The 16,541-nt window shown below is 64.5% G+C and carries 10 protein-coding genes; 3 read left to right on the top strand and 7 right to left on the bottom strand.

What is annotated here, in order from left to right; genetic code table 11:
* Nucleotides 1-6: 6 nt before the first annotated feature.
* The 7 genes from VIE67_RS01750 to VIE67_RS01720 all read right to left on the bottom strand — a co-directional run bounded on the left by VIE67_RS01750 (nucleotide 7) and on the right by VIE67_RS01720 (nucleotide 14,817).
* Nucleotides 7-2,346, bottom strand: a complete 2,340-nt coding sequence (locus VIE67_RS01750) for a DEAD/DEAH box helicase (RefSeq protein ID WP_332022672.1) — start codon at nucleotides 2,344-2,346, stop codon at nucleotides 7-9.
* Nucleotides 2,347-2,434: 88 nt separating this feature from the next.
* On the bottom strand, nucleotides 2,435-5,956 hold the full coding sequence (locus tag VIE67_RS01745) for an indolepyruvate ferredoxin oxidoreductase family protein (protein ID WP_332022670.1): 3,522 nt from the start codon (nucleotides 5,954-5,956) through the stop codon (nucleotides 2,435-2,437).
* A 133-nt stretch (nucleotides 5,957-6,089) separates the two neighbouring features.
* On the bottom strand, nucleotides 6,090-6,857 hold the full coding sequence (locus tag VIE67_RS01740) for a DUF2167 domain-containing protein (RefSeq protein ID WP_332022668.1): 768 nt from the start codon (nucleotides 6,855-6,857) through the stop codon (nucleotides 6,090-6,092).
* Nucleotides 6,858-6,937: 80 nt separating this feature from the next.
* Entirely contained in the window at nucleotides 6,938-8,131 is a 1,194-nt protein-coding gene (locus VIE67_RS01735) for a sterol desaturase family protein (RefSeq protein WP_332022666.1), read from the bottom strand.
* A 128-nt stretch (nucleotides 8,132-8,259) separates the two neighbouring features.
* Nucleotides 8,260-9,687 (bottom strand): glutamate synthase small subunit GltD family protein, encoded by a 1,428-nt coding sequence (locus VIE67_RS01730; protein WP_332022664.1) that lies wholly within the window; start codon nucleotides 9,685-9,687, stop codon nucleotides 8,260-8,262.
* Nucleotides 9,688-9,815: 128 nt separating this feature from the next.
* Nucleotides 9,816-14,270 (bottom strand): glutamate synthase large subunit, encoded by a 4,455-nt coding sequence (gene gltB / locus VIE67_RS01725; protein ID WP_332022661.1) that lies wholly within the window; start codon nucleotides 14,268-14,270, stop codon nucleotides 9,816-9,818.
* Nucleotides 14,271-14,478: 208 nt separating this feature from the next.
* Nucleotides 14,479-14,817, bottom strand: a complete 339-nt coding sequence (locus VIE67_RS01720; protein WP_332022659.1) for a P-II family nitrogen regulator — start codon at nucleotides 14,815-14,817, stop codon at nucleotides 14,479-14,481.
* Nucleotides 14,818-15,076: 259 nt separating this feature from the next.
* Here VIE67_RS01720 and VIE67_RS01715 point away from each other — a divergent pair, with 259 nt between their 5' ends.
* The 3 genes from VIE67_RS01715 to VIE67_RS01705 all read left to right on the top strand — a co-directional run.
* Nucleotides 15,077-15,343, top strand: coding sequence for an accessory factor UbiK family protein (locus VIE67_RS01715; RefSeq protein ID WP_332022657.1), 267 nt, complete (start codon nucleotides 15,077-15,079; stop codon nucleotides 15,341-15,343).
* Nucleotides 15,344-15,691: 348 nt separating this feature from the next.
* Nucleotides 15,692-15,946 (top strand): accessory factor UbiK family protein, encoded by a 255-nt coding sequence (locus VIE67_RS01710; RefSeq protein WP_332022655.1) that lies wholly within the window; start codon nucleotides 15,692-15,694, stop codon nucleotides 15,944-15,946.
* Nucleotides 15,947-16,009: 63 nt separating this feature from the next.
* On the top strand, nucleotides 16,010-16,541 hold a 532-nt coding region (locus tag VIE67_RS01705; RefSeq protein WP_332022652.1), incomplete at its 3' end, for a magnesium chelatase domain-containing protein.

Genomic DNA, 16,541 nt, shown 5'->3' with positions numbered 1-16,541 from the left:
GAGCGGTCAGAGCGGCGCGAACAGCTCGTCGAGATCGCCTTCATCGAAACGCAGGCTCTGCGCGTCGCCGCCTTCGAGCACGGCCCTGGCGAGGTCGGCCTTACGCTGCTGCAGGGCCTGGATTTTTTCCTCGACCGTGCCGGCGCAAATCAGCTTGTATACAAATACCGGCTTGTCTTGGCCGATGCGGTGGGCGCGGTCGCTGGCCTGGTTTTCCACCGCCGGATTCCACCACGGGTCGTAGTGGATCACGGTGTCGGCTGCGGTGAGATTGAGGCCGACGCCACCGGCTTTCAGGCTGATCAGGAACAACGGCACCTTGCCGGACTGGAAGCGCCGCACGAGCGCGCCGCGGCGCGTGCCCGGCGTTTCGCCGGTCAGAGTCAAATAGGCGATCTTGCGCGCGTCGAGCGCGGTCGCGATCAGCGCGAGCATTTCGGTGAACTGGCTGAACAGCAGGATGCGGCGTCCCTCGTCGACCAGGCTGGCCACGAGTCCAAGCAGCAGGTCGAGCTTGGCCGATTGTTTGACGTGCCGGGCGCCTTCGAGTTTGACCAGGCGCGGATCGCAGCAGGCCTGGCGCAGCTTGAGCAACGCGTCGAGCACGACGATGCCGCTGGCGCCCAAGCCGCGCTTCTTCACTTCGCCCAGCACGCGTTCGTGCTGCGCCAGGCGCAACGTTTCATATAGCTCGCGCTGATCGCCCTCGAGTTCAACCCGGCGCGCAATCTCGGTCTTCGGCGGCAAGTCGGCGAGCACGTCTTCCTTGCGTCGGCGCAGGAGCAGCGGCGCGATGCGGCGCTTGAGACGTTCGCGGCGGTCGCTGTCGTCATGTTTCTCGATCGGTGTGCGATAGAAACGCGTGAAGTTCTTCTCGCTACCGAGCAGGCCCGGCTCGACCGCGTCGAACTGCGCCCACAGTTCGCCGAGATGGTTTTCCAGCGGCGTGCCGGTCATCGCCAGCCGGCGCCGCGCGGGAATCTCGCGCACGGCTTTGGCCCACTGCGTCTTCGCGTTCTTGATCGCCTGCGCTTCGTCGAGCACCAGCAAGGCATATTCGTGGGCGATGAGTTCGTCGCGATCGCGCGGCAACAGCGGGTACGTGGTGATGACGAGATCGTGGCGCGGAATCGCCTCGTGCAGACCGGCACGCGCCGGGCCATGCAGCACGAGGACCGACAACGATGGCGCGAAGCGTTGCGCTTCGTCGCGCCAGTTGGCGACCAGACTGGTCGGCGCAACGATCAGCACGGGCGCATCCAGCCGGCCCCGCGCTTTTTCCGCGAGCAGATGCGCCAGCACCTGCACCGTCTTGCCTAAACCCATGTCGTCTGCAAGCACGCCGCCGAAGCCTGCGTCGGCGAGGAAACCCAGCCAGGCTAGGCTTTCGCGCTGATATGTGCGCAAGGTTGCGTCGAAACCGGGCGGCTCGGCCATTGGCGCACGCACGGTCCGCAAGCGCTCGACGAGCGCGCGCAGACGTTCGCCACCGCGCCAAGGCAGATTCGCGCCACGCGCGATTTCATCGACCACGGTCACCTGCGTGCGACTCAGGCGCAGCCGGCTCTTGTCCGCGCCGGCCGCGCTTTGCAGCCATTCGAGCAGCGGCGCGATCAGCCGGCGCAGCCGCGCCAGCGGCAACATCGCGCGGCGGCGCGCATCAAGGCGCACCAGCCACATGGCGTCTTCGGCTTCGCCCTTGCGCGGCGATAGCGGAAAGTTTGGATCAGCCAAAAGGCGGCGCAGGATCGGCAACAGATCGACGCGCTCGCCGGCAATATCGATGCCGAGACGCAGATCGAACCACGCGTTGCCGCCCGCCCCCTCCTCATCGTGCGCATCGACCTGCGCATACCAGGCCTGCGCATCGTCGAGCAGCTCGAACGGAAAATCCGCGGCCGACTCGACGCGAAAACCCAGGTCGCGCAGACGCGGCGCGAGCGCGAACACTTGCTCGGCCGCGGCGAGCCGACCTTGGCGCGGTTCGAGCACGAAGTCGCCCTCGATCAGCGCGCCGTCGCGCAGACCGGCTATCGGCGGCAGCAGTTCGGCATCGATCAGACCCAGGCTGTCGAGGCGTTCGCAGGCGGCGATTTCCGTGCCGCGATCGCGCACGATGTCGAGCAGTTGGCCGTCGTGCAGGCGGCGCTCGTGCGGCAGGACGGGCGCATAGGCGACGCGCGGGCCGGCATAGTCGAAGCTCAAGCGCACGCAGCCGGCGACGTAGCGGCCCCTGCTGGTCGCAATCGGAATCGCGCGCAAGGTCGCCACCGGCGTCGGTACGGCACGGTGTTCCTGGACCTCGTCGTGCTGCGCGAGCAGTGGATGGAATCGAGCTTCGTTCAAGCCTGAATCGCCAAGGGCAAACTGGCGAGTCTGCACGCTGTGCGTACCGGCGTCCAGCGTATGCGCAGGACGCCGGTCAATCGTTGTGTCAGGCCACCGCCTTGATCGGTGTCTGATTGCGCCACGCCGCCAGCAGATCGGCGCGTTTCACCGCCGCCTTGGCGAAGTTCGCGTCCTTGATATGCCCGTAACCGCGAATCTGTTCGGGAATCGACGCGATCTCGACCGCAAGCGCGCGGTTGTCGCGGTCGAGTTTGGACAGCAACTCATCGACCGTGGCGAAGTAATCCGCGATCAGCTGACGCTCCATCCGGCGCTCTTCGGTCCTGCCGAAGAGGTCGAAGGCGCCGCCGCGCAGACCCTTGAATCGGGCCAGCAGCCTGAACGCCTTGAACATCCACGGACCGAACTCGCGCTTGATCAAATGACCGTCGGCATCCTTCTTGGCGAAGGTCGGCGGCGCGAGATTGAAATGGATCTTGTAGTCGCCGTCGAAGGTATCGCGCACGCGCTTCTCGAAATCGCCGCTGGTGTACAGACGCGCGACTTCGTATTCGTCCTTGTACGCCATCAGTTTGAACGCGTAGCGCGCGACTGCCTCGGCCAGCGAGCTCGTGCCGGCAGCTTTCTGCTGTTCCGCAGTGCGCACCCTGGCGACGAGATTTTTATACTTTTCTGCATAGCCCGCATCCTGGTAATCGGTCAGGAATGCAACGCGGCGCGCGATCTCCTCGTCGAGACTGCGGCTGAGCACGCCATCGTCCAGCGGTGATGCCGACAGGGCAACCGCCGCGCCCTCGTCGGTACCGCCGACGCCGCCGCCCGCTGCCGCGCGCACCTTGGCCATATCGACCGCGGCGAGACGGCCCCAGTTGAATGCCGACTTGTTCATTTCGACGGCGGCGGCGTTGAGTTCGACCGCGCGCATGAGTGCCTGCTGCGAGACCGGCACCCAGCCCTTCTGCCAGGCGTAGCCGAGCATGAACAGATTGCTCGCGATCGAATCGCCGAGCAGCTTGTTCGCAAGATCGGTCGCGTCGACCAGTTCCGGCGCTTCGCCGTCGAGCGCGGTCTTCACCGCATCGATGATCTGCAGCGCGGGAAACTGCATATCGGGTTTCGTCGTGAACGTGCCCGGCATCGCCTCGTAGGTGTTGAGCACGACATGCGAATGCGCGGCGCGGATTTTCGACAGCGCCCAGTAGTCATTGACCACGACCATGTCGCAACCGAGCACAAGGTCGGCCTCACCTGCCGCGATGCGCACGGCGTGGATGTCCGCCGGCGTGTGCGCGATGCGCAGGTGGCAGGTGACCGCACCGCCTTTCTGCGCGAGGCCGGTCTGGTCGAGCACGGTTGCGCCCTTGCCTTCCAGATGTGCGGCCATACCGATCAGCGCGCCGATCGTGACCACGCCGGTGCCGCCGATGCCGGTGACGAGGATATTCCAAGGCTGGGCGAGATCGCTGGCAAAGACCGGTTGCGGCAAAGTGGAAAAATCCACTCGGCCGCCGCCCGGCTTGCGCTTGCGCAAGCCGCCACCGTGTATCGTGACAAAACTCGGACAGAAACCCTTGACGCAGGAAAAGTCCTTGTTGCAATTGCTCTGGTCGATCTCGCGCTTGCGCCCGTATTCGGTCTCCTTCGGCAGCACCGAGACGCAGAACGATTTCTCGCCGCAGTCGCCGCAGCCTTCGCAGACCAGCGTGTTGATGAACACGCGTTTCTTCGGATCCTCGAGCTTGCCGCGCTTGCGCCGGCGGCGCTTTTCGGTCGCGCAGGTCTGGTCGTAGATCAGTACGCTGACGCCTTCAACCTCGCGCAGGCGCTTGGACATGGAATCGAATTCATCGCGCGAGACGAACTCGACGTCGCGTGGAAACAGTTCGCGCTTCGACCACTTCTCGATCTCGTCGCTCATCACGACGATGGTGTGCACGCCCTCGGCGCGCATCTGGTGCGCGACATCGGGCACGGTCAGCGTACCGTCGACCGCCTGGCCACCGGTCATCGCGACGGCATCGTTGTAGAGGATCTTGTAGGTGATGTTGACCTTGGCCGCGATCGCCTGACGGATCGCCAGCGAGCCGGAGTGGAAATAGGTGCCGTCGCCGAGATTCTGGAATACGTGCTTGGTCTCGGTGAACGGTGCCTGGCCGCACCAGGTTGCACCTTCGCCGCCCATCTGGGTGAAGGTATCGGTGCGCCGATCCATCCAGGTGACCATGTAATGGCAGCCGATACCGCCGAGTGCGCGCGAACCTTCCGGCACCGCGGTCGAGGTGTTGTGCGGGCAGCCCGGACAGTAGTGCGCGGGGCGCGGAAAATTCGCGCGCGGCAGGGTGAGTTCCTTTTCCTTGCCCTCGATCCAGGCGACGCGCGCGCGGATCGTCTCGCTGCTGAAGAAACGCGACAGGCGTTTGGCGATCACCAGCGCGATCATCGCCGGCGTCAATTCGCTGGTGGACGGCAGCACCCAGTTGCCTTCCTCGTCGTACTTGCCGACCACGCTCGGCCGCGTCGGCCAGTTGTACATCTGCTCCTTCATCTGCGATTCGAGGAAGGAACGCTTTTCCTCGACCACGATGATGTCTTCCAGCCCGGTGGCGAAGTCGTGGATGCCGACCGGCTCGAGCGGCCAGGTCATGCCGATTTTGTATACGCGGATGCCGATGTCCGCGGCGGCCTGTGCGTCGATGCCCAGATATTCGAGCGCCTGCTGCACATCGAGATAGCTTTTGCCGGTGGTGACGATGCCGAGGCGCGGATGCGGCGAATCGATCACCACGCGATCGATGTGGTTGGCGCGCGCGAACGCGCAGGCGGCCTGCACCGCGTATTGATGCAGGCGCAGTTCCTGATTGAGTGGCGGATCGGGCCAGCGGATATTGAGGCCGCCCGGCGGCATCGTGAAATCGGTCGGCAGCACGATATCGAGTTGATGCGGATTGACGTTGACCGACGCCGACGATTCCACGGTCTCGGCGATCGTCTTGAAGCCGACCCAGCGGCCGGTGTAGCGGCTCATCGCCCAGCCGAGCATGCCCATGTCCAGAATATCCTGCACGCCGGCGGGATTGAGGATCGGCATCATCGCGCTGACGAATTCGAGCTCCGAACCGTGCGGCAGCGTCGACGAGCGGCAGGCATGATCGTCGGCCGCGAGTGCGAGCACACCGCCGTTTTTCGACGTGCCCGCGGCATTGCCGTGCTTGAACACGTCGCCCGAGCGATCCACGCCCGGACCCTTGCCGTACCACATCGCGAACACGCCGTCGTACTTCGCGCCGGGGAACAGATTGGCTTGCTGCGTGCCCCAGACCATGGTCGCGCCGAGGTCCTCGTTGATGCCGGGCTGAAATTCGATACCCGAGGCCTTGAGGTGTTTTCCCGCCTTCCACAGTTCCAGATCGAAGCCGCCAAGCGGGCTGCCGCGATACCCGGAAATGAAACCGGCGGTGTTGATGCCCGCCGCACGGTCGCGCATCTGCTGCATCAGCGGCAGGCGCACCAGCGCCTGCACACCGGAAAGATAGATGCGCCCTTGTGTACGAGTATACTTATCCTCGAGCGTGTAATCGAGGTCGAGGTTTGTTGCGGGAACGGACATGAACGTATCCTGCGCGCGGCGAATTCACGGCCTGCAAGTTTAACACTGGCGGTCGTTGCCGCCGTGCGGGACGTAAACGTGAATGCGGACGATTACGCCGGCAAAGCGGCGCACGCCGTGCGCCGGTGTGCGTCTATTGCGTTTGCGCGATCAGCCCGCTCAACGAGTACGGCGCCAAAAAGTTGCTGCCGGGGACCGCAGGATAGTCGAGCGAGGGATCGAACGACACGCTCTGCGCGAACTCGCGCACGGTGGCAAGGCAGGTTTTCTGCAGACCCGCACTCGCGCCGACGATGCTGAACTCGAGTACGCCCTTGCGCGCGAGATGCAGCGCGTGGCAATCGAACACCGTCGTCTTCGCGCCCTCGGGCAGGCGTTCCTCGACCCAGTCAACCTCGGCGCCGGTGCGCGTGGGCGGCACGACGAAGCGCTGCAGAGTGCCGCCGCTGCCGGCAAGTCGGGGTACATGTGTTTGACTGCGCGCCGCGTCGAGCAACCCTTTCGCGTCGAGTTCGCCCGCGCTTGCGACGACCAGGCCTTCGTTCATCCAGCGCACACGCACTAGCCATAGCTGCGGATCGGTCAGCGCGAGATTCAGCTCCATCACCGAGGCGACGAGACGTTTGTCGAAGGGACGGCCGAGCGCTGCGTCCAGAAGGCGCGCATCGTTGCTGTCGATCAGATGAAATCCTGCGGGGATCTCCATCGTATAGCCGGTTATCGTGCGCTCAAATCGTCCTCTGTAAAATGTCACGCGCGACGCGACATGGCGCAACTCCTGCGGCGATGCCCGCTGTGGCACGGCATCCGCGGGCGGCGGCTCATCGGCAGCGGGTTGCGCCACGGATGACCCGGCGGCAAGACTCAGGCAGAGAAACAAAGCTCGCAGATGCACCATCATGGCGACTCACTCGGTTCCGATTCCAAGCGCCATTTTACACTGCCCCGGAAAGCAGTGCCTGAGAACGGGTTCATGTGTGTTCAGGATTCGGTCTTGCCTTGCGCGGCAAACATCGCGCGGAACGGAAACCACTGCTGGCGCATGAAACCAGCTGGCATGTAGTCGCCGACCACACCGTAGCGTTCGGGGAATTGCTTCTTCGACTTCACCGCCGTACCGAACAGGTAATCGAGGAACGAGTAGTGCGCAGCGTAGTTGCGGTCGATCGCTTCGGTGTCCTGCGAGTGGTGCCAGTGGTGGAAATCCGGTGTGACGATCAGGTATTTGAGCGGCCCCCACGGCAGATGCACGTTGGCGTGGATGAGCACCGCCTGGAAGCCCACGATCAGGATATAAGCGTTGACCACGCCTTCACCGAAACCGACCACGAACAGCGGCGCGAGCACCAGCACGCGTGTGGCGATGACTTCCAGGATGTGTTGGCGCGAACCTGCCAGCCAGTCCATTGTCTTGGTGCTGTGATGCACTGAGTGGAATTTCCACAGCAACGGCACTTGGTGATAGGCGCGATGCGTCCAGTACTGGGCAAGATCGGCCACGAGTATACAAAGAAGCAATTGCGGCAGGAAGGCGATCGTGCGCACGCTCTGCTGGAACGGCGCGCTGACCAGCCAGCCGAACACGTGATGGATCAGGAAATTCACCGTGAGCAGGATCAGGCCGACGAGGAAATGGTTCACCGCAAAGTGCTTCAGATCGGTCTGCCATTCCGGCCGGAAGATCGGTTGACCGCGATACAGCGGAAACAGTTTTTCGATCACCACAAACAGCGTGGTCGAACCGAGCAGATCGAGAATGAACCAGTCCAGGCCGATATATGGCGTGTGATTGGGAAAGTCGCCGACCGGCACACGCGAACCACCGAGAGCCACCGCGCCGAGAACCAACGCAAACGCGAGCAGATTCAAGTTGCGCCGCCGGGCAAAAATCAGATTCGTCAACGACAGACCGCCGGCAAGCAGCAAAGCCACCAGCAGCAATTGACGCAGCACCTCGACCGAATACTGGTGCCGCAACTCGGGCATCGTCAGGTATTGCGGAAAATGAAAGGCGAGCACAGCGAGCAGGCTCAGGCAGCCGAGCAACAGCGCGACCACCGTGCTGATCAGCCCACGCCCGGCGCGCAGATCACCGCTGCGCCGGAGCAGATCGCCAGTTTCGTCTACTACCGCGCCGACGTGCCTGACCGACGCGGCAAACGGGGCTGTGAGCACGCGCCGCGAAGTCGACCGTTGCGCAGGACCAGACATGACGACCCCCTGACATGACTGCGAGTTGCCACTATAGCTTCAGCTTGCGCGATCCCGAAACCCGCGCGCTCATCGTGAACCGCCTTGCGCAACTACGCGACGGCTTCCACGGCTGCGCTGGCGAACATCTGCTTGATCGCCTTGGCCGCTTCGCGGCCGTCGAGCACGGCGCGCACGACGAGGTCGGCGCCGCGCCACATATCGCCGCCGGCGAAGACTTTCGGATTGGTGGTCTGCAGCGGCAGGCGTCCGTCGCCGCCGAGGACGATCTTGCCGCTGTTCTCGAATTCGATGTCGTTGGCGATCGCCCATTGCGGCGGCTCGGGCGTGAAGCCGAATGCGAGGATCACCACGTCGGCATCGAGCACCTGCTCGGTGCCCGGTACGACTTCCGCGCGCGGGCGGCCGTTGCCGGTATCGACGAGACGCGTTTCCGCGACGCGCACGCCCGTGACTTTGTCGCTGCCGAGAATTTCCAGCGGCTGCCGCTGGAAGATGAACTCGACGCCTTCGTCACGGCTGTATTTCACCTCGCGCCGCGAGCCTGGCATGTTCTCTTCGTCGCGGCGATATACGCAGCTCACGCTTTCCGCGTCATGGCGCACCGAGGTGCGCACGCAATCCATGCTCGTGTCGCCGCCGCCGAGCACAACGACGCTCTTGCCGAGCAGATCGGGCAGCACATCAGCCTCGGTCGCGGTGCCGAGCAACTTGCGCATGTTGGCGATCAGGAACGGCAGCGCCGCGTGCACGCCGGGCAAATCCTGGCCCGGCAGTTTGCCGTCGACGAAGCGATACGCGCCGGTGCCGATGAACACCGCGTCGTAGCCTTTTACCATCGTTGCAAAATCCACGTCGCGGCCGATTTCGGTATTCAGATGAAACTTCACACCCATGCCTTCGAGCACGCCGCGGCGCGTGCGCACGATTTCCTTGTCGAGCTTGAACGGCGGAATACCGAAGGTAAGCAGGCCGCCGATTTCCTCGTAGCGATCGAACACGTCGACGGCGATTCCCGAGCGCGCGAGCACGTCGGCCGCGGCAAGACCGGCCGGACCCGCGCCGACCACGGCAACGCGCTTGCCGCTCGGCTCGACGTCGTCGAGCTTCGGCCGCCAGCCACGTTTGAACGCCTCGTCGGTGATCGTGCGTTCGATCGCACCGATGGTCACCGCACCAAAGCCGGTTTCCAGCGTGCACGCCTGTTCGCACAGGCGATCCTGCGGACAGATGCGGCCGCAGATTTCCGGCAGCGGATTGGTCTCGTGCATGAGCGCGGCTGCATCCTCCACACGCCCCTCGCGCGCGAGTTCGAGCCAGCGCGGAATATGGTTATGCAGCGGACAACCCCACGAGCAATACGGATTGCCGCAGTCGATGCAGCGCGCCGCCTGTTCGCTCGTCGCTTCGGGCGTGTAGGCGCCATGGATTTCGCCATAGCCGAGCACGCGTACCGGCACGTTGAGTTCGCGCGGCAGCTCGCGCGGGAAGCGCAAAAATGGAAAATTATCTTTTATCACTTTGGTTCACAATTCAAAAAAGCATTTGGTCGCAAAAGCGCGAACTACGCAAAGAAGGGCAGAAAAACAAACAAAAATTCCGCGTTTTTTGCGCTCTTTGCGGCCAATTCGCACTTGATTCCAATTCCTCACGCTGCACGGCGCAGGTCTTCGGCCAGCGCATCCAGGCTCGCCGCCTTGGGCTTGACCAGCCAGAACTTGTGCATCAGCTCGCGGAATTCGTCGATCAGGCGCTTGCCCCAGGGGCTCGCCGTGGCCTGTTGATAGGCCAGCAGCAGCGCGCGCAGATGCTGCCAGTAGTTTTCCATGCCTTCGTGCGAGATGCGCGTGATGTCGACCAGCTCGTGGTTGTAGCGATCGACGAAATCGCGCGCTTCGTCGAACACGAAGGCATAGCCGCCGGTCATGCCGGCGCCGAAGTTGACGCCGCAGCGACCGAGCACGACGACGGTGCCGCCGGTCATGTATTCGCAGCAGTGGTCGCCGACGCCTTCGATCACCGCCAGCGCACCGGAGTTGCGCACCGCAAAGCGCTCGCCGGCGCGGCCCGCGGCAAAAAATTCACCGCCGGTCGCGCCATACAGACAGGTGTTGCCGACGATGGAGGATTGATGCGTGGGCCAGGCCGCGCCCGGCGGTGGGCGCACGACGATGCGGCCGCCGGCCATGCCCTTGCCAACGCCGTCGTTGGCTTCGCCGTCGAGCACGATATGCACGCCGCCCGCGTTCCAGGCGCCGAGACTCTGCCCTGCCGAACCGCTCAAGTGCAGCACAATGGGTTTGGTCGCCATGCCCTGATCGCCATGCCGGCGCGCAACATCGCCGGATAGCCGCGCACCGATCGCACGATCGGTGTTGGCGATCGCATAGCGGAATTCGCCGCCGCTGGCATTTTCCAGCGCCGCACGCGTATCCGCTGCGATGCGCAGCGCGAGTGTGCTGTCGGGAATCGGCGCGGCGGCACACGCGGGCGCGGCGCCGCTCAAGCCGGTGCCGAGCAGCGGCGCTAGGTCCAGCTTGCGCTGCTTGGCGGTGACACCTTCGCGCTGACGCAACAGATCGGTGCGGCCGATGATTTCGTCGAGCCGGCGCACGCCGAGACTCGCGAGCAAGCCGCGCACATCTTCGGCGACGAAGCGGAAGAAGTTCTCCGCCTGCTCGGGCGGGCCTTTGTAATGCTGCTTGCGCAGTTCATCGTTCTGCGTGGCGACGCCGGTCGCGCAGGAATTCAGATGGCAGATGCGCAGGTATTTGCAGCCGAGCGCGACCAGCGGCGCAGTACCGAAGCCGAACGATTCCGCACCGAGCAGCGCGGCCTTGATCACATCGAGTCCGGTCTTGAGGCCGCCGTCAGTCTGCACGATCACGCGCTCGCGCAGCCCGTTGCGCACGAGGGTCTGCTGGGTTTCGGCCAGACCCAATTCCCACGGCGCGCCGGCGTACCGAATCGAGGTCAGCGGGCTTGCGCCCGTGCCGCCGTCGTGGCCGGAAATCGTGATCAGGTCGGCGTTCGCCTTGGCCACGCCCGCGGCGATCGTGCCGACGCCCGCGTGCGCGACGAGCTTGACCGAGACCAGAGCGGTCGGATTGACCTCCTTGAGGTCGTAGATCAGTTGTGCCAGATCCTCGATCGAATAGATGTCGTGATGCGGCGGCGGCGAAATCAGACCAATGCCCGGCCGCGCGTAACGCAAGCGCGCGATCAGCGCATTGACCTTGTGCCCGGGCAATTGGCCGCCCTCGCCGGGTTTGGCGCCCTGTGCGATCTTGATCTGCAGCACTTCGGCATTGACCAGATATTCCGGCGTGACGCCGAAACGGCCCGAGGCGACCTGCTTGATCTTGGACATTTTCTCGGTGCCGTAGCGCACTGGATCTTCGCCGCCTTCGCCCGAGTTGCTGCGCGCGCCGAGCCGGTTCATCGCCATCGCCAGGGCTTCGTGCGCCTCGGGCGAGAGCGCGCCGAGCGACATGCCGGCGGAATCGAAACGCCTGAGGATCGCCTCGGCCGGTTCGACTTCGTCGAGAGGAATCGATGGGTGCGGACTGTGCACGTCGAGCAGATCGCGCAACGCGGCCGGCACGCGCCCGTTCACCGCGTCGGCGTACTTTTTATACAAACGCACATCGCCCGTGCGCACGGCGAGCTGCAGGTTGCCGACGACCTCGGGGTTGAACATGTGGAACTCGCCGCCCGGCAGCGCCTTCATCAGTCCACCCGGCGGCAACGCGTAATTCGGATCGCGCGCCGCGATCGATTGCGCGCGATATTCGCCTTCGATCTCGGCGAAGCCCGCGCCGCTGATGCGCGACGGCGTGCCGGGGAAGCACAGATCGACGACTTCGCGATCCAGACCGACTATTTCGAACAACTGCGCGCCACGATAGCCGGCGATGGTCGAGATACCCATTTTGGAAATGATCTTGAGCAGACCCTTCTGAATGCCGCGCCGGTAACTGCGGCCGATTTCGCTCGGCGCCTCGCCTTGGCGACCCTTGAGTTCGCCGCGCCGGTTCATGTCGTATAGCGTCTGATACGACAGGTACGGATACACCGCCGTCGCGCCGAAGCCGATCAGACAGGCGAAGTGGTGCGCATCGCGCGCGTTGCCGGTTTCGACCAGCAGGTTGCAGTCACAGCGCAATTGTTTTTGCGTCAGGCGCGCATGCACTGCGCCGGTCGCGAGCAGGGCGTGGATCGGCAGCAAACCCGGCAGCGGGTAGCGGTCCGACAGCAGCAGCAGGATCGCGCCGCCGCGCACCGCGGCTTCGGCCTCGTCGCAGATTTTTTCCAGCGCCGCCTTGAGCCCGATCGTCTCGTCGTAATACAGATCGAGCTTGAGATTGCTCGGCGCGATATGCGGCAGCGCGAGAATCTGGCGCAATTTGCGCTGCGACAGGATCGGCGAGTTGAGCAGCACCTGCTTGGCGTTCTCGGGCGACAGATCGAAGATGTTGCGTTCGAGCCCGATCTGCGTGGTCAGCGACATCACCAGGCGTTCGCGCAGCGGATCGATCGGCGGATTGGTGACCTGGGCGAAACCCTGGCGAAAATATTCATACAGCGGCCGCGACTGCTGCGACAGCACGGCGATCGGCGTGTCGTCGCCCATCGAGCCGGTCGCTTCGGCTTCGTCCTCGGCCAGTGTCTTGAGCACGACGTCGCGCTCTTCGCGAGTCAGCGCGAACTGCTTCTGGAAGCGTGCGAGCACCTCGGGCGGGAATGGTTCGGCGGCAAGCGCCGGATCGATCAGATGCGATTCGAGGAAGGTCAGTTTCTCGCGCAGCCAGCGCTTGTACGGCGCGCGCGCGCGGTTGACCGCATCGATCGCGGCGCTGTCGAGCAGCTTGTGCTCGATCAAATCCACCGCGATCATTTCGCCCGGTCCGAGGCGGCCTTTGGCGACGATGCGTTCGGGCGGCACATCCCACAGACCGGCCTCGGAGGCGATGATGATGTGGTTGTCGTCCGAACGCGCCCAACGCGCGGGCCGCAACCCGTTGCGGTCGAGCGCGCAAGCGGCATGTTGCGCATCGCACAGCACGATGCCCGCCGGCCCGTCCCAAGGCTCGGTGTGCAGTGCGTAATACTCGTAGAACGCTTCCAGGTCCTCGTCGATATCCTGACGCGACGACCACGCCGGCGGCATCAGCACGCGCATCGCCACGAGCACGTCGAGTCCGCCCGCGACCAGCACCTCGAGCATGTTGTCGAGACTTTCCGAATCCGATCCGGTCAGGCTGACCAACGGTCCGATGTCGGACAATTCCACCAGTGCAGATTGATACTTTGCCGCACGCGCGGTCGCCCAGTTGCGGTTGCCCTTGATCGTGTTGATCTCGCCGTTGTGCGCAAGCAGGCGAAACGGCTGCGCCAGGCGCCAGTGCGGCATCGTGTTGGTCGAGAAGCGCTGGTGGAACACCGCAGCACAGGCAGCCAGATCCGGGTGCGAGAAATCCGGGAACGCCGCGCGCAACTCACCGGGCGCAACCATCGCTTTCATCGCAAATGTCGCGGCCGAAAGCGTGACGACATAGAAATGCGCATCGCCCGCCAGCGCCTTCTCGGTCAACCGGCGTGCGCGGAACAGGGCGCGATCGAACGGCGCCTCATCCATGCCGGCCGGCGCGTCGACGAAAATCTGCGCGATGCGCGGCCGATGCGCGGCACCGATCGGCCCGCAGGCGGTCGCATCGACCGGCACCTCGCGCCAGCCGGCGACGTGCAGGCCTGCCGTCCGCAATTGCTGTTCGAGCGCGGTCTTCTGCACGGCGGCGCGCGCCGCGTCGAGGGGATCGAGAAACACATGGCCGGACGCGAACCGCTCGGCGAGCGCAAAGCCCGCCTCGCCGGCGAGCGCACGCAGCCATGCGAACGGCCGGTACAGCAGCATGCCGCAACCGTCGCCGGTGATGCCGTCGGCACCGATGCCGCCGCGATGCGACATTTTCGCCAGTGTGGCAAAGGCCTGATCGATCAACCACGCGCTCGCCCGGCCGTCGATATTCGCGATCAGGCCAAAGCCGCAACTGTCGTGTTCATACGACGGATCGTAAAGACTGCTGGCACTGCCTTGCGGCATGGTGACTCCCGATTCATGATTCGTCGCTCGGGCCGATTTCCGGCGACGACAAAACGGACGCGTCCTGACGCCATATCCACTGGTGGTCATTCCTCATCGGCGACTAAAGCACAAATGCTGCGCCGCGTCAAAGCCATTGGGCGTATAGATGTCCAAACGCGCCAAACTGCCGCAGGCGCAGGTCAGACCGCCCGGGCTGCGCGCCTGATCAGAGCGCGTCGGCGCCGGTTTCGCCGGTGCGGATGCGGATCACCTGGTCCAGGTCATAGACAAAAATCTTGCCGTCGCCGATCTTGCCGCTGTTGGCCGCATGCAGAATCGTTTCGACGACGCGCTCGGCGATCGCCTCGGGCACGGCGATCTCAATCTTGATCTTGGGCAGGAAATCGACCACGTACTCGGCGCCGCGGTACAGCTCGGTATGACCTTTTTGCCGGCCGAAGCCCTTGACCTCGGTCACCGTGATGCCCTGCACGCCAACTTCGGCCAGCGCTTCGCGTACATCGTCGAGCTTGAACGGCTTGATGATCGCCATCACCAGTTTCATCGCACACCTCGAACAATTCCCTGCTGCCGACTATACCGAAAACGCCGCTGCGACGTGCGTGCCGCGTTCCGGCGCGACGCTGAGACAACTGCGCCTGTAGGAATTCTCTTACATGAAAATCCGCCGCAGGCTGACTGTGGTCGGGCCAACGGTTCGCCAGGCTTTCAAAATCCAGTCGAGGATTCGAGTACCACTGGATTGCGCCGGGCCGCACAGGATGTGCGGCTGCGGTGCAGGGATTTCCCAATCGAGGATTGCCGTGATTTCAGCCACTCCCATCGACGCATTGGCGCATCGGCTTGCCAGATTCATTCCGGTCACCGGTGGACACGGGACCGGCGAGGACCCTCTGGCCAATATTCGTGGCGCGCTGCGCGTGGGTCTGCGCGATCTGGATCTGGTCACCCGCGACGAATTCGACGTGCAGTGCTGCGTGCTGCTGCGCACGCGCGAAATGGTCGAAGTGCTCGAGCATCGGATCGCCGAGCTTGAGGGCACGCGCGCGGCGCAGGCGCCGCCGCCATGAATCAAGGCATCGGCGGCGAATGAGCCGGCGGTGCGACCTTTACCGCGGACGGACGTGGACAACGTCGGCACACGCTGTGTGCCGATAGTCGAGGCGATCACGGCTCTCCTCTCGGTGGCCAACCTACGCTCGTAGCAGGCAATCCTTTGCACGGATCGCAAAGGTAATCGGCACCCCGTCCGCGGTTCTTCTTTATCCCAATGCCACCCGGCTGTTGCACAGTCCACGCGTCGGCGTAGGAAAAGTCCTACACAGACGTCAGCAAGCCGCCGATGACAACGCCATCGGCGCGGCACTAAGCTGCGTGCTGTGGCCGGCCCTGCCGGCGGACCAGCAAGAGGATTGAACATGATCGGCATCTCTGCCATTGACGATGTCGCGCAGCGCCTGGCGGCACTCGTTCCGCCCGATGCACGTGCCGCGCGCGAGGACCTGGTCGCCAACTTTCGCGACGTGCTGCGCAGCGGCCTGCGCCGGCTCGACCTGGTCACGCGCGAGGAGTTCGACGCCCAGCGCGGCGTGCTGTTGCGCACGCGCGAGACGGTTGAGGCGCTTGAAGCGCGCGTCGCCGAACTGGAGGAGCAGTTGGGCGGACGCACGTAGCTTGCGCGGGTTGCAAGGCGCCGGGACTCTTTCGGATCCTCAGCCCTCCGCGCTTTCCAACCCATGAGCCTCGCCATCGTCCACAGCCGCGCCCAGGATGGCGTCGCCGCACCCGCGGTCACGGTCGAAGTGCATCTGTCCGGTGGGCTGCCCGGTACCTCGATCGTGGGTCTGCCGGAAACCGCGGTGAAGGAAGCGCGCGATCGTGTGCGCGTGGCGATCCAGAATGCGCAGCTGGATTACCCGTCGCGGCGCGTGACGGTCAGCCTGGCGCCGGCCGACCTGCCCAAGGACGGCGGCCGTTTCGACCTACCGATCGCGCTCGGCATCCTCGCCGCGGCCGGGCATCTGCCAAAGGAAAGTCTGGCGCGTTACGAATTTCTCGGCGAGTTGGCGCTGTCCGGCGAACTGCGCCCGGTCACCGGCGTGCTGCCGGCCGCGCTCAAGGCGACGCTGGCCGGCCGCGCGCTGATCGTGCCGCGCGCGAACGGCGCCGAGGCGGCGCTGGTTTCGGCAGCGGAGGTGCGCAGTGCGAATTCGCTGCTCGAAGTGCTCGCGTTTCTGCGCGGCGTGGGCAGCCTGCCCGATACGCATC

The sequence above is a fragment of the Rudaea sp. genome (assembly GCF_036560865.1).
Lineage (GTDB): Bacteria > Pseudomonadota > Gammaproteobacteria > Xanthomonadales > Rhodanobacteraceae > Rudaea.
This window is presented reverse-complemented; position numbering and strand designations above follow the sequence as displayed.